The 24,647-nt window shown below is 75.1% G+C and carries 28 protein-coding genes and 1 pseudogene; 15 read left to right on the top strand and 14 right to left on the bottom strand.

What is annotated here, in order from left to right:
- Window positions 1–46: 46 nt before the first annotated feature.
- Complete coding sequence (locus ACU616_RS13025; RefSeq protein ID WP_446758883.1) at window positions 47–751, bottom strand: monooxygenase; 705 nt, start codon at window positions 749–751, stop codon at window positions 47–49.
- A 23-nt stretch (window positions 752–774) separates the two neighbouring features.
- On the opposite strand from ACU616_RS13025, the gene ACU616_RS13030 reads away from it, so the two are divergent.
- The gene (locus tag ACU616_RS13030; RefSeq protein WP_446758884.1) at window positions 775–1,596 is read left to right on the top strand and encodes a formate/nitrite transporter family protein; all 822 of its coding nucleotides are present in this window, start codon (window positions 775–777) and stop codon (window positions 1,594–1,596) included.
- 18 nt (window positions 1,597–1,614) lie between these two features.
- On the opposite strand, the gene ACU616_RS13035 is transcribed toward ACU616_RS13030, so the two are convergent.
- A complete protein-coding gene (locus ACU616_RS13035; protein ID WP_446758885.1) occupies window positions 1,615–2,766 on the bottom strand; it encodes a serine hydrolase domain-containing protein in 1,152 nt (383 codons plus the stop codon).
- A gap of 49 nt (window positions 2,767–2,815) precedes the next feature.
- Entirely contained in the window at window positions 2,816–3,367 is a 552-nt protein-coding gene (locus ACU616_RS13040) for a DUF1990 family protein (protein ID WP_446758886.1), read from the bottom strand.
- A gap of 24 nt (window positions 3,368–3,391) precedes the next feature.
- Here ACU616_RS13040 and ACU616_RS13045 point away from each other — a divergent pair, with 24 nt between their 5' ends.
- Complete coding sequence (locus tag ACU616_RS13045) at window positions 3,392–4,258, top strand: HipA family kinase (protein ID WP_446758887.1); 867 nt, start codon at window positions 3,392–3,394, stop codon at window positions 4,256–4,258.
- Complete coding sequence (locus tag ACU616_RS13050; RefSeq protein WP_446758888.1) at window positions 4,255–4,647, top strand: DUF3037 domain-containing protein; 393 nt, start codon at window positions 4,255–4,257, stop codon at window positions 4,645–4,647. Before ACU616_RS13045 ends, ACU616_RS13050 begins: the two co-directional genes overlap by 4 nt.
- Before the next feature lie 74 nt (window positions 4,648–4,721).
- On the opposite strand, the gene ACU616_RS13055 is transcribed toward ACU616_RS13050, so the two are convergent.
- The 4 genes from ACU616_RS13055 to cysC all read right to left on the bottom strand — a co-directional run bounded on the left by ACU616_RS13055 (window position 4,722) and on the right by cysC (window position 8,536).
- The gene (locus ACU616_RS13055; protein ID WP_446758889.1) at window positions 4,722–5,015 is read right to left on the bottom strand and encodes a 4a-hydroxytetrahydrobiopterin dehydratase; all 294 of its coding nucleotides are present in this window, start codon (window positions 5,013–5,015) and stop codon (window positions 4,722–4,724) included.
- A gap of 85 nt (window positions 5,016–5,100) precedes the next feature.
- On the bottom strand, window positions 5,101–5,811 hold the full coding sequence (locus tag ACU616_RS13060; RefSeq protein ID WP_446758890.1) for a phosphoadenylyl-sulfate reductase: 711 nt from the start codon (window positions 5,809–5,811) through the stop codon (window positions 5,101–5,103).
- Between the two features lie 203 nt (window positions 5,812–6,014).
- The gene (locus ACU616_RS13065; protein WP_446758891.1) at window positions 6,015–7,700 is read right to left on the bottom strand and encodes a nitrite/sulfite reductase; all 1,686 of its coding nucleotides are present in this window, start codon (window positions 7,698–7,700) and stop codon (window positions 6,015–6,017) included.
- A gap of 248 nt (window positions 7,701–7,948) precedes the next feature.
- Entirely contained in the window at window positions 7,949–8,536 is a 588-nt protein-coding gene (gene cysC / locus ACU616_RS13070) for an adenylyl-sulfate kinase (protein ID WP_446758892.1), read from the bottom strand.
- 63 nt (window positions 8,537–8,599) lie between these two features.
- On the opposite strand from cysC, the gene ACU616_RS13075 reads away from it, so the two are divergent.
- Window positions 8,600–9,010, top strand: a complete 411-nt coding sequence (locus ACU616_RS13075; protein ID WP_446758893.1) for a hypothetical protein — start codon at window positions 8,600–8,602, stop codon at window positions 9,008–9,010.
- Window positions 9,011–9,016: 6 nt separating this feature from the next.
- Here ACU616_RS13075 and ACU616_RS13080 read toward each other — a convergent pair whose 3' ends face one another.
- Window positions 9,017–9,493 carry an RrF2 family transcriptional regulator gene (locus ACU616_RS13080; protein ID WP_446758894.1) on the bottom strand — a complete coding sequence of 159 codons (477 nt, stop codon included), beginning with the start codon at window positions 9,491–9,493 and terminating at the stop codon, window positions 9,017–9,019.
- 109 nt (window positions 9,494–9,602) lie between these two features.
- Here ACU616_RS13080 and ACU616_RS13085 point away from each other — a divergent pair, with 109 nt between their 5' ends.
- Window positions 9,603–10,388: a (deoxy)nucleoside triphosphate pyrophosphohydrolase gene (locus ACU616_RS13085; protein WP_446758895.1), complete on the top strand. Its 786-nt coding sequence runs from the start codon at window positions 9,603–9,605 to the stop codon at window positions 10,386–10,388.
- A 94-nt stretch (window positions 10,389–10,482) separates the two neighbouring features.
- Here ACU616_RS13085 and ACU616_RS13090 read toward each other — a convergent pair whose 3' ends face one another.
- Complete coding sequence (locus ACU616_RS13090) at window positions 10,483–10,653, bottom strand: CsbD family protein (RefSeq protein WP_093583258.1); 171 nt, start codon at window positions 10,651–10,653, stop codon at window positions 10,483–10,485.
- 350 nt (window positions 10,654–11,003) lie between these two features.
- Between ACU616_RS13090 and ACU616_RS13095 the strand changes: the two genes are divergently transcribed.
- The 7 genes from ACU616_RS13095 to ACU616_RS13125 all read left to right on the top strand — a co-directional run bounded on the left by ACU616_RS13095 (window position 11,004) and on the right by ACU616_RS13125 (window position 18,292).
- Window positions 11,004–12,266: a peptide ABC transporter substrate-binding protein gene (locus ACU616_RS13095; protein WP_446758896.1), complete on the top strand. Its 1,263-nt coding sequence runs from the start codon at window positions 11,004–11,006 to the stop codon at window positions 12,264–12,266.
- A 495-nt stretch (window positions 12,267–12,761) separates the two neighbouring features.
- Window positions 12,762–13,685 carry an ABC transporter permease gene (locus tag ACU616_RS13100; protein WP_446758897.1) on the top strand — a complete coding sequence of 308 codons (924 nt, stop codon included), beginning with the start codon at window positions 12,762–12,764 and terminating at the stop codon, window positions 13,683–13,685.
- Window positions 13,678–14,649 (top strand): ABC transporter permease, encoded by a 972-nt coding sequence (locus ACU616_RS13105; RefSeq protein ID WP_446758898.1) that lies wholly within the window; start codon window positions 13,678–13,680, stop codon window positions 14,647–14,649. The genes ACU616_RS13100 and ACU616_RS13105 overlap by 8 nt, the downstream gene beginning before the upstream one ends.
- A complete protein-coding gene (locus ACU616_RS13110; protein WP_446758899.1) occupies window positions 14,646–15,707 on the top strand; it encodes an ABC transporter ATP-binding protein in 1,062 nt (353 codons plus the stop codon). The genes ACU616_RS13105 and ACU616_RS13110 overlap by 4 nt, the downstream gene beginning before the upstream one ends.
- Entirely contained in the window at window positions 15,691–16,851 is a 1,161-nt protein-coding gene (locus tag ACU616_RS13115; protein WP_446758900.1) for an ABC transporter ATP-binding protein, read from the top strand. The genes ACU616_RS13110 and ACU616_RS13115 overlap by 17 nt, the downstream gene beginning before the upstream one ends.
- Before the next feature lie 155 nt (window positions 16,852–17,006).
- Window positions 17,007–17,903, top strand: coding sequence for an N-acetyl-1-D-myo-inositol-2-amino-2-deoxy-alpha-D-glucopyranoside deacetylase (mshB, locus tag ACU616_RS13120; RefSeq protein WP_446758901.1), 897 nt, complete (start codon window positions 17,007–17,009; stop codon window positions 17,901–17,903).
- Window positions 17,900–18,292: a hypothetical protein gene (locus ACU616_RS13125; protein ID WP_446758902.1), complete on the top strand. Its 393-nt coding sequence runs from the start codon at window positions 17,900–17,902 to the stop codon at window positions 18,290–18,292. Before mshB ends, ACU616_RS13125 begins: the two co-directional genes overlap by 4 nt.
- A 160-nt stretch (window positions 18,293–18,452) precedes the next feature.
- Here the strand turns inward: ACU616_RS13125 and ACU616_RS13130 are convergent.
- The 3 genes and pseudogenes from ACU616_RS13130 to ACU616_RS13140 form a co-directional block, all read right to left on the bottom strand.
- Window positions 18,453–18,932 (bottom strand): annotated as a pseudogene (locus tag ACU616_RS13130) (EAL domain-containing protein); the annotation flags it as partial.
- Complete coding sequence (locus ACU616_RS13135) at window positions 18,836–19,270, bottom strand: hypothetical protein (RefSeq protein WP_446758903.1); 435 nt, start codon at window positions 19,268–19,270, stop codon at window positions 18,836–18,838. The gene ACU616_RS13135 and the pseudogene ACU616_RS13130, both read right to left, overlap by 97 nt.
- A gap of 5 nt (window positions 19,271–19,275) precedes the next feature.
- Window positions 19,276–20,028, bottom strand: a complete 753-nt coding sequence (locus tag ACU616_RS13140) for a GNAT family N-acetyltransferase (protein WP_446758904.1) — start codon at window positions 20,026–20,028, stop codon at window positions 19,276–19,278.
- 160 nt (window positions 20,029–20,188) lie between these two features.
- Here ACU616_RS13140 and fdxA point away from each other — a divergent pair, with 160 nt between their 5' ends.
- Both fdxA and dapC read left to right on the top strand, forming a co-directional pair.
- A complete protein-coding gene (fdxA, locus tag ACU616_RS13145) occupies window positions 20,189–20,515 on the top strand; it encodes a ferredoxin (protein ID WP_075012384.1) in 327 nt (108 codons plus the stop codon).
- Window positions 20,516–20,547: 32 nt separating this feature from the next.
- Window positions 20,548–21,630 carry a succinyldiaminopimelate transaminase gene (gene dapC, locus ACU616_RS13150; protein ID WP_446761477.1) on the top strand — a complete coding sequence of 361 codons (1,083 nt, stop codon included), beginning with the start codon at window positions 20,548–20,550 and terminating at the stop codon, window positions 21,628–21,630.
- 7 nt (window positions 21,631–21,637) lie between these two features.
- Here dapC and ACU616_RS13155 read toward each other — a convergent pair whose 3' ends face one another.
- The gene (locus tag ACU616_RS13155) at window positions 21,638–22,330 is read right to left on the bottom strand and encodes a hypothetical protein (RefSeq protein ID WP_446758905.1); all 693 of its coding nucleotides are present in this window, start codon (window positions 22,328–22,330) and stop codon (window positions 21,638–21,640) included.
- 144 nt (window positions 22,331–22,474) lie between these two features.
- Here ACU616_RS13155 and ACU616_RS13160 point away from each other — a divergent pair, with 144 nt between their 5' ends.
- A complete protein-coding gene (locus tag ACU616_RS13160; protein WP_446758906.1) occupies window positions 22,475–23,566 on the top strand; it encodes an alpha/beta fold hydrolase in 1,092 nt (363 codons plus the stop codon).
- A 64-nt stretch (window positions 23,567–23,630) separates the two neighbouring features.
- On the opposite strand, the gene dapD is transcribed toward ACU616_RS13160, so the two are convergent.
- The gene (gene dapD / locus ACU616_RS13165; protein ID WP_446758907.1) at window positions 23,631–24,608 is read right to left on the bottom strand and encodes a 2,3,4,5-tetrahydropyridine-2,6-dicarboxylate N-succinyltransferase; all 978 of its coding nucleotides are present in this window, start codon (window positions 24,606–24,608) and stop codon (window positions 23,631–23,633) included.
- Between the last annotated feature and the right edge of the window lie 39 nt (window positions 24,609–24,647).

Genomic DNA, 24,647 nt, shown 5'->3' on the forward strand with positions numbered 1-24,647 from the left:
CCCTCGCGAGCTCGCAGCGGGCCCCTGACGCGGGCCGTTCCCGTCGCTACCCGAGGGGGTCGGTCCCGTCGACGGTGCCTCGCGAGGAGAGCACCGCGAGGCGGGCGAACAACTCCTCGGCGTACCAGCCCTCCCGCGCGGTGCGGGCGACGACGGCGGCGTGCTCGGGGCGGTCGTAGGCGAAGGCGTTGAGGGCCGCGCCGGAGTCCCAGACGCTGAACGTCCCCTGCAGGCCCAGCGGCGCCTCGCCGATCCCGACGGCCATGCGCAGGCCCGGCGACCGGTGCAGGTCGGCCGAGACCGGCGGCACCGCCGACCAGAACCGCGCGGCCCGGCGCAGCACCAGCCGGGCGCGGGTGACCGCCGCGACCGGACCGTCCCAGCGCTGCGGGCGCGGGCTCCCGAACGGCTCCCGGCCCGACCACAGCCCGCGGGCGGCCAGCGGGCGCAGCCGCGCCGACCACTCCTCGTCGGCGATCCGCCGCCAGCTCGCCGCCACGGGGGAGTCGTCGAGCGCGTCGGCGGCCGCGGCGTCGTCCCAGACGGCGAGCAGCCCCCAGCGGCGCGGGTCGGCGTCGCGGACGGTGAACGTGCGCCCGTCCCCGGTGCCGAGCAGCTTGGCGAAGCGCAGGCCCGGCGTGCGGGCCAGCGCCGGGCGCAGCGAGGCCATCCGCAGCGCCGCACGCGGCACCGCGCGGCCGGGGACACCCCACAGGTGCAGGGTCACGATCCCCGGGTCGGGTGGAGGCACGCCGTCGAGGGTAGGTGCGGGCGGTGACCGACCAGCGCCGCGTCCAGCTCGGCGACACCGACGCCCCCGCCGAGGACGAGGTCGTGCAGGCCTTCGACCGGGTGGTCAGCCAGGGGGCCCAGCGGCTGCACCGCACGTGGCGCGAGGTGCTCACCACCGGGCTGGCCGGCGGGCTGGAGGTGGCGGTCGGCGTCCTCGCGCTGGTCGCCGTCTACGCCGAGACCGGCAGCCACCTGCTGGCCGGGCTGGCCTTCTCCGTCGGGTTCATCGCCCTGCTGCTGGCCCGCAGCGAGCTGTTCACCGAGGGCTTCCTGCTGCCGGTCACCGCGGTGGTGGCCGGGCGGGCGAGCTGGGCCCAGCTGGCGCGGCTCTGGGGCGGGACGCTGGTGGCCAACCTGGTCGGTGGCTGGCTGTTCATGTGGGTGGCCGTGCACGGCTATCCGGAGCTCGGGCCCACCGTCGTGGAGTCCGCGCGGCACTTCGTCGAGGCGCCGTTGGACCTGCGCGCGGTGTGCCTGGCGTTCCTCGGCGGCGTCGCCATCACGCTGATGACCCGCATGCAGAACGGCACCTCCGCCGACGGTGCCAAGATCGTCGCCGCCGTGGCCGGCGCGTTCGTCCTCGCCGGCCTGCAGCTGTTCCACTCGATCCTGGACTCGCTGCTGGTGTTCGGGGCGATCCACACCGGGACCGCCCCGTTCGGCTACGGCGAGTGGCTGGCCTGGTTCTGGTACACGACGCTGCTCAACATGGCCGGCGGGCTGCTCGTGGTCACCCTCGTGCGGCTGGTGCGGAGCAAGGAGCTGCTCCAGCGCGAGCGCGCCGCGGCCGCCGGCGAGGACTGAGGGAGGACCCCCTGCCCTCTACCGCGGACCGAAGGCGGCGGCCCGGAACCCGTCGAAGACGGCGGGCGGGGCGGAGGACCACGCCTGGTTGGTGAGCAGCACGGCGGTGGTGCCGGTGACCGGGTCGGTCCACCAGGAGCCGCCCAGCCCGCCGTCCCAGCCGAAGGAGCCGGCCGAGCGCCCGCCCGGCTCGTCGGTGCGGCGGACGCCGGTGCCCAGCCCCCAGCCACCGCCCTCGTCGTCGACCGGGCCGGCCTGCTCGGTGAGCATCGCGCGGACGGTGTCCTCGGCGAGCACCCGCCCGCCGCCGGGCGTGCGGCCACCGGCCAGCAGCACCCCGGCGAGCGCGGCGAGGTCGTCGACGGTGGAGACCAGCCCGTCGGCGCCGTCGGGGAACGCCGGCGGGCGGGCCCACTGGCCCTCGGCCGGGTCGTAGAGCTCGCGGCGGCCGTCGTCGCCAGGCGGGGTCCAGTGCGGACCGAGCCGGTCCCGGGCGACGGCGGGCACGCCGAAGCCGGTGGCGGTCATCCCGAGCGGCGCCAGCACCCGCTCGGTCAGCACCTCGGGCAGCGGCCGGCCGGTGGCGCGGGCGACGAGGACGCCCAGCACGCTCGCGCCGGTGTGGTACAGCCAGCGCTCGCCCGGCTGGGCGGCGAGCGGGACGGTGGCCAGCCGGCGCAGCCACTCGTCCGGCGGCGGGGCGGCCTGCGGCGCGGGCGGGCCGATCGGCAGGCCGGCGGCCGCCAGCGCGGTGACCGTCGGGGTGGGCCACGGCGCGCCGAAGTCCACCCCGATCCCCAGCCGGAACGTCAGGACGTCGCGGACGGTGATCGCCCGGCGGGCCGGCACGGTGCCGGCCGCGGCGTCGGCCGGATCGGCGAGCACCCGCCTGCCGGCCAGCTCGGGCAGGTGCCGGTCGACCGGCTCGTCGAGGCCGAGCGTGCCGTCGTCGACCAGGGTCAGCGCCGCGACGGCGGTCACCGGCTTGGTGATCGAGGCGATGCGGAAGACCGTGTCGGGCCGCACCGGGTCGGCACCGCCGGGGGTGTGGGTGCCGGCCGCGCCCCGGGCGACCTCACCGCCGCGCTGCACCCGCCAGGCCGCACCGGGCACCTCCCCGGCCGCCACCGCGGCGCCCACGACGCGCTCGACGCCCTCGGCCCATCCCATGCCGCCTCCTCGCTCGCCCAGGAGGGCAGACCACCCGCGGGGCCGGGACTCATCGGCCCGGCCGGGCCGCCCCGCGCAGCGCGGCCAGGTAGCGGCGGGTGGCCAGGCCCTGCACGAGGCGGGCCACCGGCGGCACCGCCCGGGCGGCCGGGGTGGCCAGCCGGGAGAAGACGCGGATGGTGACGACGACGTCCCCGTTCCCCGCGAGCCGGACGGTGAAGCACTCCTCCCCGCTCTCGGGGTGGCCGGGCAGCGTCCCGTAGGCGAAGCCGCGCTCGTCGCCGGTGGGCGAGGCCCAGACCACCCGGCAGGGGATGTCGTAGCCCAGCCGCGGCAGTCCCGCCGTCAGGACGACGACGGTGCCCACCTCCCCGGGTGACCCGGTGGCCCGCACCCGCAGGCCCGCGCTGCGCTGCGGCCGCCAGTCGAACACGGCCGCGGCGACCCGCTCGAACACCTCCCGGCCCGAGCCGACGACCTCCGACCACTCGCCGTGCAGGTAGCCCGGGGGCAGCTCGGGAGCGCGCGTGGCGCCGACCTCGCGGTAGGTGAGCGGCGCGTCGCGCAGGCCCTCGGGCGACACGGCCCGGAGCAGGCCCATGGGGCCAGTCTGGACCGGCGTAGGTTGTCCGGCACTGTGCTGCCCGCCGTCACCGCCACCCGCTACGTCACCCCGCTGCGCGAGGGGGGATCGCTGCCGGGGCTCATGGAGGCCGACGACCTGGGCACCTACGTGGTCAAGTGGCGGGCCGCCGGCCAGGGCGTGCGGGTGCTCGTGGCCGAGGTGGTCTGCGGGGAGCTGGCCCGCGCGCTGGCGCTGCCGGTGCCGGCGCTGGTCACCGTCGACGTCGCCCCCGAGCTGGCCGTCGGCGAGCCCGACCCCGAGGTGCAGGAGCTGCTGCAGCGCTCGGCGGGGACGAACCTCGGGCTGGACTTCCTGCCCGGAGCGCTCGACTTCGAGGCCGGCGTCGGTGAGGTGGACGCCGAGCTGGCCGGGCGGGTGCTGTGGTTCGACGCGCTCGTGGGCAACGTCGACCGCTCGTGGCGCAACCCGAACATGCTGTTCTGGCACGGCCGGCTGCAGCTGATCGACCACGGCGCCGCGCTCACCTTCCACCACCACTGGCCCGGGGCGCCGGCCGCCGTCGCCCGCCCCTACGACGCCGCGCAACACGCGCTGGTCGAGTGCGCCCCCGACGTCCGGGCCGCCGACGCCGACCTCGGGCCGCGGGTCACCCGGCCGCTGCTGGACCGGGTGCTGGCGCAGGTGCCCGACGCGTGGCTCGAGGGGCCGGCGCCGGACGACCCCCCGGAGGAGGTGCGCACCCGCTACGCCGACCAGCTGCTGGCCCGGCTCGCCGCCCGCGACTCCTGGCTGCCGCCGCTGGTGGCCGCCGCGGCGGCGGGCGGGTCGCGGCGGAGGGCGCCGCGGGGGGAGAACCGGCCCGCTTGGCTGGGCCCGCCGCCGCCGGAGGGGGTGCGGCAGCGGTGAGCCGCGAGACCTTCGAGTACGCCGTCCTCCGGGTGGTGCCGCGGGTGGAGCGGGGGGAGGCGCTCAACGCCGGGGTCCTCGTCTACTGCCGGCAGCGCGACTACCTCGGCAGCCGGGTGCACCTCGACGTCGACCGGCTGCGGGCGCTGGACCCCACAGCCGACGCCGGCGCGATCGACCGGGCGCTGCGGGCCGCCGCCGACGTCTGCGCGGCCGACCCCGCCGCGGGCGCCGCCGGCCGGGAGGCGCTGGGGTCGCGGTTCCGCTGGCTGACCGCGCCGCGCAGCACGGTGGTGCAGCCCGGCCCGGTGCACACCGGCCTGACCGCGGACCCCGACGCCGAGGCCGACCGGCTGCTGCGGCTGCTCGTCCTGCCCGTGTCGGAGTGACCCGCCGCGGCAGGCTGCGGACCTGGTCGGCCGGTCCCGCCCCGAGCGGGTGAGCCGAGGGCGGCGGCCGCCCCTCAGCCGGGGAGCAGGCCGTCGATCCGGCGGGCGAGCTCCAGGTCGAGCTCGGTCAGGCCGCCCGCCGAGTGCGTGGCCAGCGTCAGGTGCAGCGTGCGCCAGCGCAGGTCGACGTCGGGGTGGTGGTCCAGCTGCTCGGCGGCGAAGCCGATCCGCACGATCGCGGCGACGGCGTCCGGGAAGCCGGGCAGCTCGACGCTGCGGTGGATGCCCTCGGGGCCTCCCGACCACAGCGGCAGCCCGTGCAGGGCGGCGGCGACCTCGTCGGGGGACAGGCGCGGGGGGCGGGGCACGGCGGTCAGTCTGCCGCCGGGAACGGCCCCGCTCCAGGGGCCCGCGGCGCGCGGAGCGTTCCGCGGGGTGGGACCAGGCCCTGCGTCAGAGGTGCAGGCCGCACTCGGTCTTGCCGCGACCGGCCCAGCGCCCGGCGCGCGGGTCCTCGCCCGGGGCCACCGGGCGGGTGCACGGAGCGCAGCCGATCGAGGCGTAGCCGATCTCCTGCAGCGGGTTGACCGGGACCTGGTGCTCGGCGACGTAGGCGTCGACGTCGTCCTGCGTCCAGGCAGCCAGCGGGTTCACCTTCACCATGCCGCGCTTGGCGTCCCAGTCGACGACCTTCGTGCCCGCGCGGGTGGGCGACTCGTCGCGGCGCACGCCCGAGCCCCATGCCGCGTACCCGGCGAGGGCCCTCGCCAGCGGCTGCACCTTGCGCAGCGAGCAGCACAGGTCGGGGTCGCGGTCGTGCAGCCGCTCGCCGTACTCGGCGTCCTGCTCGGCGACGGTCTGCTCGGGCAGCACGTTCACCAGCGTGATCGGCATGACCCCGCTGACCCAGTCGCGGGTGCCGATGGTCTCGGCGAAGTGGTAGCCGGTGTCGAGGAAGACGACGTTGACGCCGGGGACCGCGCGCGAGGCCAGGTGGGCGAGCAGCCCGTCGGCCATCGAGGAGGTGACCGCGAAGTCCTCGCCGAAGGTCTCGCCCGCCCACCGGAGGACGGCGAGGGCCTGCTCGACGGGGTCGGCGATGCCCTCGAAGCGGGCGTCGGCCCCGGCGGCGAGCTCCGGCGTGGGCCGGACGGCGGTCGTCATGGTTCCTGCACTCCTGTCCCGGTGAGCCGGACGGTGAAGGTCCGCAGGCACGCGGCGCAGTGCCACCCGCCCTCGTCCCCGTGCGGGGTCAGCTCCTCGTCCCCGCAGTACGGGCAGAAGAACACCGGCAGCGGCCGCGACCTTCCCGACCGCTCGCCCGTGTTCCCCGCCCCGGTCACAGCAGTCCCGTCACAGCGACCCCGTCACAGCAGCCAGGACTCCTCGGCGCGGGCGACGTAGGCGGCGAACCGCTCGCCGGGCTCGCGGCGCTCGAGGTAGCCGCGCAGCACCCGCTCGCAGTAGTCGGCGGTCTCGGCCTTGGTCACCTTGTGGCCGCGGAACTTGCGGCCGAAGGAGGCCTCGGTGCCCAGGTGGCCGCCCAGGTGCACCTGGAAGCCCTCGACCATCTCGCCGGTGTCGTCGCGCACCATCGAGCCCTTGAAGCCGATGTCGGCGGTCTGGAACCGGGCGCAGCTGTTCGGGCAGCCGTTGACGTTGATGCCGATCGGCTCGTCGAAGTCCGGCAGCCGCTTCTCCAGCTCGGCGTAGAGGTCCTGCGCGTGCTGCTTGGTCTCCACGATCGCCAGCTTGCAGAACTCCAGGCCGGTGCAGGCCATGGTGCCGCGGCGGAAGGCGCTCGGGCGCACGAGCAGGTCGTGCTCGGCGAGCGCGGTCACTAGGTCCTCGACCCGCTCGTCGGGAACGTCGAGGACCACCATCTTCTGCTGGGTCGTCGTCCGGGTGCGGCCCTGTCCGTACTCGTCGGCGAGGTCGGCGATCCGGGTGAGCAGGCTGCCGGTGATCCGGCCGGTGCGCAGCGCGAAGCCGACGGCGTTGGTGCCGTCCTTCTGCTTCGCGACGCCGACGTGGTCACGCTGCTCGTGCGCGGGCGGCGCGGCGGCCGGACCGTCGGGGAGCTCGGCGCGCAGGTACTCGTCCTGGAGCACCTGGCGGAACCGCTCGGGGCCCCAGTCGGCCATGAGGAACTTGATGCGGGCGCGGTTGCGCTGCCGGCGGTAGCCGTAGTCGCGGAAGATCGAGGTGCAGGCGGCCCAGACCTCGGTCACCTGGTCGGGCCGGACGAACACGCCGACCCGCTGGGCGAACATCGGGTTGGTCGACAGCCCGCCGCCGATCCACAGGTCGTACCCGGCCTCGCCGTCGGCGTTGCGCACCCCGACGAAGGAGACGTCGTCGATCTCCGGCTCGGTGCAGTGGTCGACGCAGCCGGACATCGACGTCTTCCACTTGCGCGGCAGGTTGCTGAACTCCGGGCTGCCGACGTACTTCGCGACCGTCTGCGCCATGACGTCGGAGGCGTCGAGGACCTCGTCGGCCAGGACGCCGGCCAGCGGGCAGTTGAGCATGCCGCGCGGGGTGTCGCCGCAGGCCTCGGTCGTGGTGAGGCCGACCGACTCGAGCCGCCGCCAGATCTCGGGAACGTCCTCGATGCGGATCCAGTGGTACTGGACGTTCTGCCGGTCGGTGACGTCGGCGACGTCGCGGCCGAACTCGGTGCTGATGCCGCCGATGGTCCGCAGCTGGTCGCTGGTCAGCGCCCCACCGTCGGTGCGCACCCGCATCATGAAGTACTCGTCCTCGAGCTCCTCGGGCTCGAGGACGGCGGTCTTGCCGCCGGGGATGCCCTGGGCACGCTGGGTGTAGAGCCCCATCCAGCGCATGCGCCCGCGCAGGTCGCTGGGGTCGATGCCCCCGAAGCCGGTGTGCGCGTAGATGTCGAGGATGCGCTGACGGACGTCGAGCCCGTCGGAGTCCTTCTTCATCCGCTCGTTGGGGTTGAGCGGCTCCCGGTAGCCCAGCGCCCACTGGCCCTGGCCTCGCTGGGGATCGCGGCGTTGCGGCCGGGTGCTGGTGCGGGGGGTGGTCACGGTGGCACTTCCTCCTGCGCCGCCCGCCGCGGCGCCGTGACCGGACGGGGTGGGGCGCTGCCGGATCGGGGAGCGCAGCGGCTGCTGCGGGGGGACCTCGGTGTCAGCGCGCGAGGCGACAGACCGCGCTGCTCACCAGCGCCAGGTCGATGTGACGGCGCGCGACGAGCAGGCTGCCGCGATCCGTCACGCCCCCCATGGTCGCACACGTCCGGCCCGGGCCGGTGTGACCTCGGACGACCCGGACCTCAGGCGGCCGGCGGTGCCCCGTCGTCCGGCGTTCCTCCCGGAGCCGTGTCCGCGTGCCCGTCCATGGCCGCGCGGATGCGGGCCACCGACTCGGCCAGCGGGGTGACCGAGGTGTCGATGACGAGGTCGGCCCGCGAGGGGGGTTCGTAGGGGTCGTCGACGCCGGTGAACCCGGTGAGCTCGCCGGCCCGGGCGCGGGCGTAGAGCCCCTTGACGTCGCGGGCCTCGCACACCTCCAGCGGCGTGGCCAGGTGCACGAGGACGAACCGGCCGTGCTGCTCGACCAGCGCCCGGGCGTCCTCGCGCGCGCGGTCGTACGGGGCGATCGCGGCGACGACGACGGTGCCGCCGTGCCGCACCACCTCGCCGGCGACGAACCCGATCCGCCGGATGTTGAGGTCGCGGTGCTCGCGGGAGAAGGACAGCTCGCTGGAGAGGTGGGTGCGCACGACGTCGCCGTCGAGGACGGTCACCGGCCGGCCCTCGGCCTCCAGGTCGGCCACGAGGGCGTCGGCCACGGTCGACTTGCCCGCGCCCGAGAGTCCGGTGAGGAAGACGGTGACGCCACCGTGCTGCGCGCTGCTCACGTCCCGAGTCTCGCCCAGCGGGCCCGCGCGACCGACACCCGACCCTCCTGGGAGCCTGCCGGGGTGAGGAGCCGGTGGCAGGGGGCGCCTCGGTCGGCGCGGGTCGTGGCGGCCGGCGCGGTCGTCGTCCTCGCCTACGGCGCGGTGGTGCACGTCGTCCAGGTGGTCCTGGGCGGGGGGAACCCGTACCCCGGCCTGCCCGGCTGGCTGCGCGCCTACTTCGTCTCGCTGACCCTGCTCGACCCGCTGGCCGCCGTCCTGCTCGCGCTGCGTCGGCGCACCGGTCTCGTCCTGGCCGTGGCGGTGCTCGTCTCCGACGCCGCAGCGAACGCCTGGGCGAACTACGCGCTCGACCCGGCGGCCGGCGGAACGGCCGGACGCGTCGGCCAGGCGGTCGTCACGCTGCTGGCGGTCGCACTGCTGGCCGCAACACCGCTGCTGTGGCGGGAGACGGCGCCGGCTGACCGCGGGTGAGCCGGCTCAGTCGCGGGGGCGGTCGTCGCCGAAGGAGCGCCAGGCGCCCTCGACGGCGGCCAGCTCGGCCACCGGTGACGGCAGCTCCCCGGCGACGACGTCGGCGAGGGTGACCTCCTCCAGCACCCGGCGGTAGGCCGCGCGGGCGGCGACCCACACGCTGGCCAGCTCCTCGGCCGCGCCGGGGTAGCTCACGTCCTCGGGGCGCTGGCCGTGCACCTCGGCGAGGAACCCCTGCTCGATCCGCATCACCCGGGCGATGGAGATCTCCGACGGGGGCAGCGCGAGCCGGTAGCCGCCCTCGCGGCCCCGCTGGCTGGTGACCAGCCGGGCGTGCTGCAGGTCGCCGAGGATCCCCTGCAGGAAGCGCGAGGGGATGCCCTGGGCCGTCGCGATCCGGTCGCAGGTCAGCGCGCCCGGCGCCGCGGCGGCCAGCTCGAGGGCCGCGCGGACGGCGTAGTCGACCCGGGCGGTGATGCGCACTGTGGTCCCTCCTGCCGAGTCCTGCGGGGATCCCGTCTGCCGAGTCCTGCAGCGATCCCTCCTGCCGAGTCCTGCAGCCCCATCCTGCACGGTCTGCCAGGGTGACGCGGTGTACCGGCTCGGGTTCACCACCATCGTGGCGGCGCCGCTGACCGTCGCGTTCGACGTGGCCCGGGCGCTGGGCCGCCCCTGGCCGGTGCCGCTGGAGGAGGTCGAGTCGGTCCGCCCGGTGCGCGACGTCTACGCCGCCGGGCCGGGGCGCGGCTGGCGGACGCTGACCCACACGAGGTCGTTCACGGCGACCCCCGAGGGGACCCGCGTCGAGGAGCAGGTCACCTGGGACACCGGCCTGCCCGGCCCGCTCGCGGCGCCGGTCGACCGGGTGGTGCGGCGTCGTGTGCTGCGCTCGATGCGCCGTCACCTCGACGGCTACGCCGCGGCGGCCGCCCTGCAGGCGCTCGACGTCGTCCAGGTGGTCGGCGCGGCGATCGTCCGCGGGGACCGGGTGCTGGTGGCCCAGCGCGGGACAGGACCGCTGGCCGGCCGCTGGGAGTTCCCCGGCGGCAAGGTCGAGCCGGGGGAGGACGACCTGACCGCGCTGGTGCGCGAGTGCACCGAGGAGATGGGGGTCGCCGTCCTGCCGCGCGGGTTCCTGGGCGAGGTGGTCCTCGACGGCGTCGTCGCCGGCGGGGCACCCGGCGCCTCGACCCTGCGGGTGTGGTCGGCCCACCTGGCCGGGGGGGAGCCCGTGGCGCACGAGCACCGTGACCTGCGCTGGGTGCGCGCTCCCGACCTCGAGGACCTCGACTGGATCCCCGCCGACCGTCCCCTGCTGCCCGCGGTCCGGGCCCTGCTCGCCGGCCCCCGACCAGACGCCACGGGCGCCACCTCCTGAGGAGGTGACCCCGTGGCGGGGTGCCGGAACGGCCCCTACGGCCCCGTCCAGAGCCTCACCCCGAGCGTGCGAGGGGTGAGGAGGACGGGGTCCTTCACTTGAAGACGTCCTTGACCTTCTCGCCGGCCTGCTTGAGGTTGCCGGCGGCCTTGTCGTTGGCGCCCTCGGCCTGCAGGTCGCGGTCGCCGGTGGCCTCGCCCACGCGCTCCTTGCCCTCGCCGGCCAGCTCCTGCGCCTTGTTCTTCGCCTTGTCGATGCCGCTCATGACTGCGCTCCTCTCGTCGGCTCCCCAACCGGTACCCACACCCGGGTGTCCGGACACCCGATCACCGCGACGACGGAAGTCCTGCGGTGCGGAGCGGGGGACGCCGGAGCTCGTGTGGTCGGCGGGTCGGCGGGGCGTGGACATTGCAGTGCGCACGACCGGGTCGTGAGCACGGGTCACAAAACGGTGACGGTCGTGGACGGTCCTCGCCGCGCGTGCCTAGGGTCGCCAGCGGCGCTCCAGGGCCGTTCCCGGTGTCCGGTCGACGGACGTCTTCGCCCGGCCACGCCCCGGGTGTGCACCGACCAGTCCGTTCCCCCCGCACGCGCGGGACGAGGGAGGCATCGCACGTGAAGTTGAGCAAGCGCCGGTCGGCGCTCGTCGCGGCCGGCCTGTCCGGCGTGCTGCTGCTGTCCGCCTGTGGCGGCAGCGACGACAGCGGCTCCGGTGGCGGCGAGGGCGGCGGCACGTTCACCGCCTACATCAACGAGCCGAAGAGCCCCCTCGTCCCCGGCAACACCACCGAGAGCGAGGGCGCCAAGGTCATCGGTGCCCTCTGGACCGGTCTCGTGGGCTACTCCGAGGAGGGTGCCGTCGAGTACACCGGCGTCGCGGAGTCGATCGAGTCGGACGACAACCAGAACTGGACGATCACGCTCAAGGACGGCTGGACCTTCCACGACGGGACGCCGGTCGACGCGCAGTCCTACGTCGACGCCTGGAACTACACCGCCAACCCGGCCAACGCGCAGGACGGCGGTTCCTACTTCTCCCGCGTCGCCGGCTTCCAGGAGCTGCAGGACGGCACCGCCCAGACGCTGAGCGGCGTCCAGGTGGTCGACGACCAGACCTTCACGGTGCAGCTGAGCGCGCCGTTCCGGCTGTTCCCGGCGGTCGTCGGCTACCAGTCGTTCGACCCGCTGCCCGACGCCTTCTTCGAGGACCCGGAGGGCTTCGGCACCCACCCGATCGGCAACGGCCCGTTCCAGGCCGACACCGACTACGTCCCCGGACAGGGCATCACCCTGACCAAGTACGACGACTACGCCGGGGACGACGCGGCGCAGAGCGACGGCATGGAGTTCGTCGTGTACGCCGACCAGGCCACCGCCTACACCGACGCGCAGGACGGCAACGTCGACATCGTCGACGTCATCCCGCCCGACGTCATCGAGTCGGCCCGCGACGAGTTCGGGGACGGCTTCATCGAGACCCAGGTCTCGCAGATCACCTACCTCGGCATGCCGACCTACGACCCGCGCTACGCCGACCCGCGCGTCCGCCAGGCCATCTCGATGGCCGTCGACCGCCAGGCCATCTCCGACGCCATCTTCTCCGGCACCCGCACCCCGGCCGACTCGTTCATCTCGCCGGTGGTCGACGGCTACCGCGAGGGCGCCTGCGAGTACTGCACGTTCGACCCCGACCGGGCCAACCAGCTGCTCGAGGAGGCCGGCTTCGACAAGAGCCAGCCGATCGAGCTGTGGTTCAACGCCGGCGGCGGCCACGACGCCTGGATGGAGGCCGTGGGCAACCAGCTGCGGCAGAACCTGGGCGTGGAGTTCTCGCTGCAGGGGGAACCTGGACTTCGCCCAGTACCTGCCCCTCGGTGAGCAGAAGGGCTACACCGGCCCGTTCCGGATCGGCTGGAGCTTCGACTACCCGGCCGCGGAGAGCTACCTGACCCCGCTGTTCACGCCGTCGTCGTTCCCGCCGATCGGCTCGAACTACAGCTTCTACGACAACCCGCAGGTCGTCGACCTCATCGCCCAGGGTGACCAGGCGGCCAGCGAGGACGAGGCCATCGCGGACTACCAGCAGGCCGAGGACCTCATCGCCGAGGACATGCCCTACGTCCCGATGTTCTTCACCAAGATCCAGACGGTGGCCACCGACCACGTGAGCAACGTCCGGATCGACCTGTTCCAGCGTCCGGTCTGGTCCGAGGTCACCGTCAACGACTGACGGCCCAGGAGGGCCGCACCACCCGCCGGGGGCGCCCGTCCGAGCAGGACGGTCGCCCCCGGCGGCGTGTGTGCGCTGCCTGCGAGGACGATGGACACCGCGTCGCCGCACACCCCGGCGGCGCACACACCCCGAGGGGGACCATGGGCCGCTACGTCGCGCGCCGCCTCTTGCTCACCATCCCGGTCTTGATCGGCGCGTCGTTCCTGATCTTCGCGATGGTGTACGCCCTGCCGGGCGACCCCATCCGCGCGCTGGCCGGTGACCGCCCGGTCTCGCCGGCCGTCGTCGAGGTGCTCCGCGAGCGGTTCCACCTCGACGACCCCCTGTACGTCCAGTACTGGGAGTACGTGAAGGGCCTGGCCCAGGGCGACCTGGGCACCGACTTCCGCGGCCGGCCGGTCCTCGACACCATCGAGCGCACGCTGCCCGTCACCGTCGAGCTGACCGTCGTCGCCATCGTGTTCGAGGCGGTCATCGGCCTGGTCGCCGGCGTGCTCGCCGGCATCCGGCGCAACGGCTTCTTCGACAACCTGGTGCTGGTCTCGACGACGCTGATCGTCTCGATCCCGATCCTGGTGCTCGCCTTCCTCGCCCAGCTGCTGTTCGGGCTGAAGCTCGGCTGGTTCCCGATCGCCGGCACCCGCGAGGGCCTCTACAGCTACGTCCTGCCCGGCCTGGTGCTCGCCTCCGGTTCGCTGGCCTACGTCGCCCGGCTCACCCGCACGAGCATCGCGGAGAACCTGCGCGCCGACTACGTGCGGACGGCGCGGGCCAAGGGTCTCCCCAACCGGACGGTGATCGTCCGGCACACCCTGCGCAACAGCCTGATCCCGGTCGCGACCTTCATCGGGGCCGACATCGGCACCCTGCTCGGCGGCGCGATCATCACCGAGACGGTGTTCAACCTCCCCGGCATCGGGCGGGAGGTCTTCGACGCCGTCCGCCAGCAGGAGGGTGCGGTCGTCGTCGGCATCGTCACCCTGATGGTGTTCTTCTTCATCTTCTTCAACCTGGTCGTCGACGTGCTCTACGCCGTCCTCGACCCGAGGATCCGCTATGACTGACCAGCAGCAGGTGGACCTGCGCAAGGACGAGGTCGAGGCCGGGACCACCACCGGCCTGGCCAGCCCCTCGGTCGACGTCACCGACGAGCGCCAGAACAGCCTCTGGAGCGACGCCTGGGGCGAGCTGCGGCGCAACCCGCTGTTCTGGATCGGCGCGGTCCTGGGGCTGGGCTTCCTGCTCATGGCGATCGCCCCCCAGTGGTTCTCCCGCGGGCAGGACCCCCGTGCGTGCGACCTGGCCAACTCCAAGGCGCTGCCCTCGGCGGACCACTGGTTCGGCTACGACCAGCAGGGCTGCGACTACCTGGCCAACGTGATGTACGGCGCCCGGAACTCGCTGATCATCGGGGTCGTCGCGGTCGTCGTGATCCTCGTGCTGGGTGTGGTCGTCGGGGCGATATCGGGCTACTTCGGCGGCGTCACCGACGGCATCCTGTCCCGGATCGCCGACATCTTCTACGCGCTGCCGCTCATCCTCGGCGCCCTGGTGCTGCTGCGGGTCGGGCCGGAGACCTCCATCCCGGTCATCAACAGCCGCGGGCCCGGCGCGGTGGCGGTGGCGCTGGCGCTGTTCGGCTGGATGACGGCGATGCGGTTGGTGCGGTCCCAGGTCATCGCGGTGAAGAGCTCCGACTACGTGGCCGCCGCCCGCGCCATGGGAGCCTCCAGCCGGCGCATCCTCGTGCGGCACGTCATGCCGAACGCGGTGGCGCCGGTGCTGGTCTACACGACCATCACCATCGGTGTGCTGATCGCCGCCGAGGCCACGCTGACCTTCCTGGGCGTGGGACTGCAGCGGCCGGCCATCTCCTGGGGCCTGCAGCTCGAGGCCGGCCGGGACTCCATCCGCACCGCCCCGCACCTGGTGCTGTTCCCCAGCATCATCCTGACCCTGACCGTGATGGCGTTCGTGATGATGGGTGACGCCCTGCGCGACGCCCTCGACCCGAGGCAGCGCGCATGACCAACCTCGACCTGACCCGGCCCACGGCGGAGCTCGCCGGGGAGGGGACCCCCCTGCTCGAGGTCGACGACCTGCACGTGGAGTTCCGCACCCGCTCGGGCACGGTGCACGCCGTCAACGGCGTGAGCTACAGCCTGGCGGCGGGACAGACGCTCGCCATCCTCGGCGAGTCCGGCTCCGGCAAGTCGGTGTCGGCCCAGGCGATCATGGGGATCCTGGAGACCCCGCCCGCGGTCGTCACCGGCGGCGGCATCTGGTTCCAGGGCCGCAACGTGCTGGAGATGCCGGACGAGGACCAGCGCAAGATCCGCGGTCCGGGCATCTCGATGATCTTCCAGGACGCGCTGTCGTCGCTGAACCCCGTGTACAGCGTGGGCTACCAGATCGGTGAGATGTTCCGCGCGCACCGGGGGATGGGCAAGAAGGAGGCCCGCCGGCGCGCCGTCGAGCTCATGGACCGCGTGCGCATCCCCGCCGCGGCCCGCCGCGTCGACGACTACCCGCACCAGTTCTCCGGCGGCATGCGCCAGCGCGTCATGATCGCCATGGCGATCGCGCTGGACCCGCGCATCCTCATCGCCGACGAGCCCACGACCGCCCTCGACGTCACCGTGCAGGCGCAGGTCATGGACCTGCTCAAGGACCTGCAGGCCGAGACGGGGATGGGGCTGATCCTCATCACCCACGACCTCGGCGTGGTCAACGAGGTCGCCGACGACGTGGCGGTCATGTACGCCGGGGAGATCGTCGAGCGCGGCACCGTCGACGACGTCTTCACCCGCCCGGCGCACCCCTACACCGACGGCCTGATGAGCTCGATCCCCCAGGTCGAGGCCAAGGGCGGGCGGCTGCGGCCGATCGTCGGCCAGCCGCCGAACCTGGCGCGCATCCCGAGCGGCTGCCCCTTCCACCCGCGCTGCTCGCGGCGCCGGCTGGGCGCCGAGGCCGCGCCGGGACGCGAGTGCTCGGTCGACGTCCCGCCGCTGCGACTGGTCGTCCCGGGGCGCGAGGCGGCCTGCCACTACAGCGAGGAGGTCCTCGGTGTCGCAGCCGAGTGAGTCCGGCGCCACCGCGGCGTCGTCCCTGGCGGGGTCGGCCCCGGCGGCGTCCCCGGGCACGTCCCCGGACACGTCGTCGGTCCCGGGCACGCCGACGGCGACCGAGGCCGCCGGGTCGCGCGTCCGGGGGGCGATGGGGGAGAGCCTGCTGGAGGTCCGCGGGCTGCAGAAGCACTTCCCGCTGACCCAGGGGGTGGTCTTCAGACGCACGGTCGGGCACGTCCGCGCCGTCGACGGCGTCGACCTCACCCTGCACCGCGGCGAGACCGTCGGCCTGGTCGGCGAGTCCGGCTGCGGCAAGTCGACGGTGTCGAAGCTGCTCGTCGCGCTCGAGCGGCCGACGGCCGGGGAGATCCTCTACAAGGGCAGGGACGTCGCCCGCATGAGCGGCCGCGCGCTCAAGGCCTACCGGCGCGAGGTCCAGATCATCTTCCAGGACCCCTACGCGTCGCTGAACCCCCGGATGACCGTCGGCGACATCGTCGCCGAGGGCTGGTCGGTGCACGCCGACGTCGCCCCCCGCAAGGGCCGGCTCAAGCGCACGCAGGAGCTGCTCGACCGGGTCGGGCTCAACCCCGACTACGTCAACCGCTACCCGCACCAGTTCTCCGGCGGCCAGCGGCAGCGCATCGGCATCGCCCGGGCGCTGGCGCTGCAGCCGGAGATCATCGTCTGCGACGAGCCGGTGTCGGCGCTCGACGTCTCGGTGCAGGCGCAGGTGGTCAACCTGCTCGAGGACCTGCAGGACGAGCTGGGCCTGTCCTACCTGTTCATCGCCCACGACCTGTCGGTGGTGCGGCACATCTCCGACCGGGTCGCGGTCATGTACCTCGGCTCCATCGTCGAGGAGGGCACCGACGAGCAGGTCTACGCCTCGCCGTCGCACCCCTACACCCAGGCGCTGCTGTCGTCGGTGCCGCTGCACGAGCCGCACCTGCGCGGGCAGAAGGACCGGATCCTGCTGCAGGGCGACGTCCCCAGCCCGGCCGACCCGCCGTCGGGCTGCCGGTTCCGCACCCGCTGCTGGAAGGCGCAGGACGTCTGCGCCCAGGAGGCGCCGGCGCTGGTCGACCGGGGGCAGGGGCACCCGAGCGCCTGCCACTTCGCCGAGGCGCGGATGGTGGTCCCGCTCGACGTGGAGTAGGCCGGCGACGATCAGGTGACCTGATCCCGGCGTGTCCTCCCTCACGGTGCACGGTGAGGGAGGACGCGCTGCGGTGAGGGAGGACGTCGCGGTGAGGGAGGACCTCGCGGTGGGCCACGTCCGGCGCGCGGCCGGATCGGGGAGGATGTGCGCCCGTGACCGCTGACCGCCGGCTGCTGCTCGTGCACGCCCACCCCGACGACGAGACGATCACCACCGGGGCGACGATGGCGCACTACGTCGCCGAGGGCGCGCAGGTCACGCTGCTGACGTGCACGCTCGGCGAGGAGGGCGAGGTCCTCGTCCCCGAGCTGGAGCTGCTCGCCGCCGGGCACGCCGACCAGCTCGGCGGGTACCGGATCGGCGAACTGGCCGCGGCGATGGCCGCCCTCGGGGTCACCGACACCCGCTTCCTCGGCGGCGCGGGCCGCTACCGCGACTCCGGGATGATCGGGACGCCGGCGAACGAGCGGCCCCGCGCCTTCTGGAACGCCGACCTCGACGAGGCGGTGGACCACGCGGTCGCCGTCGTCCGGGAGGTACGGCCGCAGGTCGTGGTCACCTACGACGAGAACGGCGGCTACGGGCACCCCGACCACATCCAGGCGCACCGGGTGGCGATGGCCGCCGTCGCCGCCGCCGCCGACCCCGCCCACCGGCCGGAGCTGGGCCCGGCCTGGGACGTCGCGAAGGTCTACTGGGCCTGCGTGCCGCGCTCGGTGCTGCGCGCGGGCGCCGAGGCCCTCGCGGCGCTGGGGGAGGACGCCCCGTTCCGGCCGCAGCCCGGAGGCGTCGACGACGTCCCCTTCGCCGTCCCCGACGAGCTGGTCACCGCCGCCGTCGACGGCCGGGCGCACGCCGCCGGCAAGGACGCCGCCCTGCGGGCGCACGCCACCCAGATCACCGTCGACGGCCCCTTCTTCGCCCTCTCCAACGAGCTGGGCCAGGAGGTGCTCGCCGTCGAGCACTACCGGCTGGTGCGCGGCGAGCGCGGCCCGGCGGGGCAGGGGCCGCACGGCTGGGAGGACGACCTGTTCGCCGGTCTCGCGTGACCGGCCGCCGCGTCGGGGAGCTGGTCGGTGCGGCGGTGCTGGCCGTCGCCGTCGCCGGGTGGCTGGCGCTGGTCGAGGTCTTCTGGCTGCCGCTGCGGCTGTTCGGGGTCCTCGTGCCGCTGGCGGTCGCCGTCGCCGTCACCGGGAACCTGCTGCTGGTGGCCGGCGCGCACCGGCTCTCCGGCTCCCGCGCCGTCGGGGTGCTGCCGGCGCTCACCTGGCTGCTCGTCGCCCTGGCCGCGACGGTGCGCCGTCCCGAGGGTGACCTGGTCGCCGTCGGCAGCGGCGGGCTCGGCGTGGTGACCCTCGCCTTCCTCGGCCTCGGCGTGCTGGCCGCCGCGTTCGCCGTCGGCCGGGTCCTGACCGCGCGCCGGCCCGCTCCGCGGTGAGCGTCAGCTCGCCGGGTGCGTCACCGCCCGACGTGCCGGGTGCGGCTCCAGCCAGGCGAGGAAGCGCTCGGCCGGCATCGGGCGGGCCACGTGCCAGCCCTGCGCACGATCGCGCTGGCCCGCGGGTCCGCGTCAGCGAGATGACGAAGCTGCAGTCGAGCTCGATCTCGTCGACCGGCAGCGCCCGCACGTAGGTCAGCGACGAGCAGCCGGTGCCGTGGTCGTCCACCGACAGCCGCACCCCCAGCCGGCGCAGGGCGGCCAGCACCTGCTGGCTGCGGACGGCGTCGGCCACGAGCACGTCCTCGGTGGTCTCCAGGACCAGCGCCGAGGCCGGCACGCCGCGCGTCTCCAGCAGCAGCGCCACCTGGTCGGGCAGCGCGACGTCCTGCAGGTTGGACACCGACAGGTTGACCGCCGGCGTCAGGTCGTGGCCGGCGTCGCGCCAGGTGCGCAGGTCCAGCAGGGAGCACTCCAGCACCCGCAGGGTCAGCCGGCGCACGAGCCCGGCCTGCTCGGCCAGCGGAAGGAGGACGTCGGGGGTCAGCAGGCCGCGCTCGGGGTGCTCCCACCGCACGAGCGCCTCGACGCCGACCACCCGGCCGGTGCGCAGGTCCAGCTCGGGCTGGTGGTGCGGCACCAGCTGGTGTCGAGCGCCGTGCACAGCTGCTCCAGGGTCCGCAGCCGGTCGCTGTCGTTGCCGGCGCAGGAGCGGTGCGGCTCGGTGTGGATCGTCCGCTCCACCTCCTCGGTGGAGCGCCGGCGGTCGGCCAGCCCGGTGAGCGGGTCCTGGTGCACCTCGTTGGACAGCTGGGCCGGCCGCAGCCGCTCGGTGGCGCGCAGCAGCGCGTTCTCCACGACCAGCGCGCCCTCGAGCACGATGCGCGCGATCGCCTCGCGGACCGCCGGCGACCACCGGACGGCGGGACCCGGCGACCCGCCGCCACAGCGGGGCCCCGTCTGCCGGGGGAGCGGCACCGGCGTCAGGCCGGCGCCCACCGGTAGTGGTAGCGGTGGTGCTCGACGAAGCCCGCCCGGCGGTACAGCGCCCGCGCCGGCGTGTTGGCGGAGGACACCTGCAGGTACACCCAGCCGGCGCCGCGCTGCGCGCCCCACCGGGACACCGCCGCCACCACCGCGGTCGCCAGGCCGCGGCGGCGGTGCTCCTCCGCGACGGTCACCGCGGTGACGCCGAGCCAGTCGTCGGTCACCACCCCGCGGGCGACGGCGACCGGCGGCGCCGGGGGCGGGTCGGTGCGCACCGAGGCGAAGACCACCTCCGGGGCGTTGGTCAGCACCGCGCGGGCGGTGGCCGCGTCGGTCCGGCCCAGGTGGCCGGACGCGGTCAGCCAGCCGTCGTCGGGCTCCGGGTCCAGGTCGACCGGCGCGCCGCCGTTGACCCCGGGCACCAGCGGCGCGGTGAGGACCAGCACGTCCTCGTCGCGTTCCCACCCGGCCGCGGCGAACGCGGTGCCGGCGGCGCGGGCCTGCACGCCGGGCAGCTGGGCGCCGGGCCGCAGGCCCCTCGCCCCATACCAGCCGGCCACCGCCTCGACCGCCTCCGGCAGTGGCCGGCCCGGGTCGCCGGCGACGAGCGCGGTGTTGGCCCGGCCGGTGAACCCGCCCCCGGCGCGCAGCAGCCACCCGCCCAGCGGCTCCTCCTCCGGCGCCCGCCAGCCGCGGGCGGCCAGCCGTTCGAGGTCGGCGACGCCCAGCGGTGATCGGCTCTGTCCCACGCCGCCGATCCTGCGGGGTGCCGCGGCGCTCCTCCACCGGGGGAGGACGCGTCCACCCGTCGGGTTTCAGGCGGGACCGCGGGGCCATACTGAGGTCAGACCCGCGCAGGTCCGGCCCGTCGCCGGACCGCGGCCCGCACGTCCCCCGGGAGGACCCACCGTGACCTACGTGATCACCCAGGCCTGCGTCGACGTCCTCGACAAGGCGTGCATCGACGAGTGTCCGGTGGACTGCATCTACGAGGGTGAGCGGATGCTCTACATCCACCCCGACGAGTGCGTCGACTGCGGTGCCTGCGAGCCGGTGTGCCCGGTGGAGGCCATCTACTACGAGGACGACGTCCCGGACAAGTGGAAGGACTTCTACAACGCCAACGTGGAGTTCTTCTCCGACCTGGGCAGCCCCGGCGGCGCGGCCAAGACCGGCAAGATCGCCAAGGACCACCCGCTGGTCGCCGCCCTGCCGCCGCAGGGCGAGGGGCACTGACCACCACGACCCCGGGGACGGCGGCAGGCCCGCTGCCCGACTTCCCCTGGGACAGCCTGGAGGCCGCCCGCGCCCGCGCGGCCCGGCACCCCGGTGGGGTGGTCGACCTCTCCATCGGGACCCCGGTCGACCCCACCCCGGACGTGCTGCGGACCGCGCTGGCCGCAGCGGGCGACTCACCGGGCTACCCGACCGCCCTCGGCACGCGGGACCTGCGCACCGCCGCGGCCGGGTGGCTGCAGCGGCGCCTGGGCGTGACCCTCGCCGACCCGCTGGGGGCCGACCCGTCGGTCGTCCCCACCGTGGGCTCCAAGGAGCTCGTGGCGCTGCTGCCCACCCTGCTCGGCCTCCGGGAGGGCACCGTCGTCCTCCCCGAGGTGGCCTACCCGACCTACGAGGTCGGCGCGGTGCTGGCCGGCCTCGCGGTGCGGCGCACCGACACCCCGCCCGACGACGCCGCCGGTGTGGTGCTCGTCTGGCTGAACACCCCGGGCAACCCGCACGGCCGCGTGCTCACCGACGACCAGCTGCGCGCCTGGGTGGCCTGGGGCCGGGCGCACGGCGTCCCGGTGGTGTCCGACGAGTGCTACGCGACGCTGGGGTGGGACGTCGAGCCGCGGTCGGTGCTGCACCCCGCCGTCGCCGGTGCCGACCACACCGGCCTGCTGGCGGTGCACTCGCTGTCCAAGCAGTCGACGGCGGCGGGCTACCGCGCCGGGCTGCTCTCCGGTGACCCGGCGCTGGTCCGGCAGGTGTGGGAGGTCCGCCGGCACCTGGGGCTGCTGGTGCCCGGGCCGGTGCAGGCGGCGATGACCGCGGCGCTGGCCGACGACGCGCACGTCGACGCCCAGCGCGAGCGCTACCGGGCCCGCCGGGTGCGGCTGGCCGCGGCCGTCCGCGCCACGGGCGCGCGGATCGACCACTCCGAGGCCGGCCTGTACCTGTGGGTCACCCGCGACGAGGACTGCTGGACGACGATCGACTGGCTGTCCGGTCTGGGCGTCGTCGCCGCGCCCGGCTCGTTCTACGGGCCGGCCGGTGCCCGCCACGTGCGGATGGCCCTGACCGCCACCGACGAGCGCATCGACGCCGCCGTCGCGCGCCTCACCGCCTGAGCGGCGCTCAGCCGCAGCCGCGGGCGAAGTCGTCCGAGCGCAGGGCCGTCGTCAGCGACTGGGCGAAGTCGCTCCAGCGCTGGTAGGCCTCCGGGAAGCCGGAGCGCTGGACGGCCTGGGCGACCTCGGTGAGGCGGCCGGTGTCCCAGGCGGGGACCAGCACCAGGCGGTCGTAGAACTGGCCGGCCGCGTAGACGGGGTCCTGCACCTGCTCCGGCGTGCCCCAGCCCTGCGAGGGCCGCTGCTGGAACAGGCCCAGGGAGTCCCGGTCACCGTAGGGGAGGTTGTGCAGCGTCGACTCCTGCATCGCGGTGGCCAGGGCGATGACGACGGCCCGCTCGGGCAGGCTGCGGTCGTGGGCGACCCCGGCGATGGTCCGGGCGTTGGCGACCTGCTCGGCGCTGAGCTCGACGCCGGTCTCGGGCACCGTGCACTCCGCCGTGGCCAGGGAGACCGCGGGTTCCTCGGCGGAGGCGGTGACCGCCACGAGCACGACCACCGCGAGCACCGCGGTGAGCCAGCCCCAGGAGGCCAGGCGGCGGCGCAGGCCGGGCCGCCAGGCCGGCGCGCGGGGAGCGGCGCCGCGGGCGGCCGGCCGGCGGGCGGGTGCCCTGCGGGCGGACGACGTGCGCGCGGGGGGACGGCGAGCGGTCGTCGTCCGGCGGGCCGCGGGGCGGGTACCGGTCCGTGCGCTCGTCATCGGTCCCGAGAGTAGGTCGGGCACCGGGTGCGTCCCCGGACCTCGGGGGGACCGGTGGTGTGCCTGGGACGGCCGCGGCGCTGTCGCGGTGTGATCACCGTCGCTACGGTGTGCGTTCCGATCCGCCGTCGTCCAGGAGGCCCCGTGCCCGACGTCCTGCTCCCCGGGGTGACCGCCACGCGGGTGCCCACCGCGCGGCTCACCCAGAACGTGCTGCACCCCGAGGGGACCGACCCCGCCGGCCCGGGCGAGGCGGTGCTGCTCGTGCACGGCAACGTCAGCTCGGCGCTGTTCTGGCAGCAGACGCTGCCGGCGGTCGCCGCGGGCGGCCACCGGGTGCTGGCCGTCGACCTGCGCGGCTTCGGAGACACCGACCCGCTGCCGGTCGACGCCCGGCGCGGGGTGCGGGACTGGTCCGACGACCTCGGCGCGCTGCTCGACGCGCTCGGCCTCGACCGGGTGCACCTGGTCGGCTGGAGCATGGGCGCGGGCGTCGTCCTGCAGTTCCTGCTCGACGCCCCCGGCCGGGTCGCCTCGGTGACCCTGCAGGCGCCGGTGTCGCCGTACGGCTTCGGCGGGACGGCCGGTCCGGGGGGACGGCGGCTCTCCGCGGACGGGGCGGGCTCGGGCGGGGGCGCGGCCAACCCCGAGTTCGTCGCCGCGATCGCCGCCGGGGACACCACGGACGCCGCGCCGAGCAGCCCGCGGTCGGTCCTGCGCGCCTTCTACGTGGCGCCGGGCTCGCTGCCGCTGGACCCGGCGTTGGAGGACGTGTTCGTCGCGTCGATGCTCTCCACCCGCACCGGCGAGGACCACTACCCGGGCGACGCCGTGCCCAGCGACACCTGGCCGGGGACCGCGCCCGGGCCGCGCGGGGTGCTCAACACGATGGCGCCCACGGTGTTCGACGTCTCGGGCGTCGCCGACCTGCCCTCCGGGCCGCCGGTGCTGTGGGTCCGCGGCGACGCCGACGCGATCGTCTCGGACACCTCGGCCTTCGACCTGGCGTTCCTCGGGCAGCTCGGGGCGGTGCCCGGCTGGCCCGGGGCGGAGGTCTGCCCGCCGCAGCCGATGGTCGCCCAGACCCGGGCCGTGCTCGACCGCTACGCCGCGGCCGGCGGCAGCTACCGCGAGGTGGTCCTGCCCGGGGTGGGGCACTCCCCGCACGTCGAGCGCCCGCAGGAGTTCACCGTCGCCCTGCTCGAGCACGTGACCGCAGCCGCGGCGGTGAGCTGACGGAGGGGGCCCCTCCGCAGGGGCCCGCCGCGAGCTCGCGAGCGGTGAGCTGGCGGAGGGGTCCTCAGGTGTTGGCGTGCAGGGCGGTGTTGAGGGCGCCCCACTGGCCCGACCGCGGCAGCGCCTCGAGCGCGCCGGAGACGCTGTTGCGGCGGAACAGCAGCCCCTGCCGGCCGGAGAGCTCGCGGGCCTTGACCACCGAGCCGTCGGGCAGCGTGACCCGCGAGCCGGCGGTGACGTAGCAGCCGGCCTCGACGACGCAGTCGTCGCCGAGGGAGATGCCGATGCCGGAGTTGGCGCCCAGCAGGCAGCCGCTGCCGATCGAGACGACCTCCTTGCCGCCACCGGAGAGCGTGCCCATGATCGACGCGCTGCCGCCGATGTCGCTGTCGGCGCCGACGACGACGCCCGCGCTGATCCGGCCCTCGACCATGGAGGGGCCCAGCGTGCCGGCGTTGTAGTTGACGAAGCCCTCGTGCATGACCGTCGTCCCCTCGGCCAGGTGCGCACCCAGCCGCACCCGGTCGGCGTCGGCGACCCGCACGCCGGAGGGCAGCACGTAGTCGACCATCCGCGGGAACTTGTCCACCGACAGCACGGTCAGGTGCCCGTGCGCCGCGCGCAGCGCCGCCCGCCGCGCCGGGGTCAGCTCGGCGGCGAGCACCGGACCGGCGCTGGTCCACGCCACGTTCGCCAGCAGGCCGAAGATGCCGGCCAGGTCCACGTCGTGCGGCCGCACGAGGCGCGAGGAGAGCAGGTGCAGCCGCAGGTAGACGTCGTGGGTGTCGGCCGGCGGGGCGCCGAGGTCGGCGATCGTCGTGCGGACGCCGACGACCTCCACACCGCGGACGTCGTCGGTGCGCACCAGGCCGGAGAACTCCGGGCCGAGCTCGCCCTCCAGCTCGAGGGTGCCCAACTGCCGGGTGCCGGTCTCCCCGCCGCCGCCGAGCGCGGGTGAGGGGTACCAGGTGTCGAGGACGGTCCTGGAGGAGGTGACGGTCGCGAGACCGGCGGCGACGGCGGAGCGGGCGGGGTCGGTCACGGCCCGACGTTACCGAGCCCGGCGCGCTGGGACGGCCGG

This window comes from Geodermatophilus sp. URMC 62 (genome assembly GCF_052931475.1).

Bases quoted from the DNA above. Each gene is read 5' to 3' on its own strand.
- ACU616_RS13040 (WP_446758886.1), bottom strand. From the start codon at position 3,367: ATGGGCCTGCTCCGGGCCGTGTCGCCCGAGGGCCTGCGCGACGCGCCG.
- ACU616_RS13105 (WP_446758898.1), top strand. From the start codon at position 13,678: ATGACTGACCAGCAGCAGGTGGACCTGCGCAAGGACGAGGTCGAGGCC.
- ACU616_RS13155 (WP_446758905.1), bottom strand. From the start codon at position 22,330: ATGACGAGCGCACGGACCGGTACCCGCCCCGCGGCCCGCCGGACGACG.
- ACU616_RS13110 (WP_446758899.1), top strand. From the start codon at position 14,646: ATGACCAACCTCGACCTGACCCGGCCCACGGCGGAGCTCGCCGGGGAG.
- ACU616_RS13090 (WP_093583258.1), bottom strand. From the start codon at position 10,653: ATGAGCGGCATCGACAAGGCGAAGAACAAGGCGCAGGAGCTGGCCGGC.
- ACU616_RS13060 (WP_446758890.1), bottom strand. From the start codon at position 5,811: ATGACGACCGCCGTCCGGCCCACGCCGGAGCTCGCCGCCGGGGCCGAC.
- ACU616_RS13035 (WP_446758885.1), bottom strand. From the start codon at position 2,766: ATGGGATGGGCCGAGGGCGTCGAGCGCGTCGTGGGCGCCGCGGTGGCG.
- ACU616_RS13100 (WP_446758897.1), top strand. From the start codon at position 12,762: ATGGGCCGCTACGTCGCGCGCCGCCTCTTGCTCACCATCCCGGTCTTG.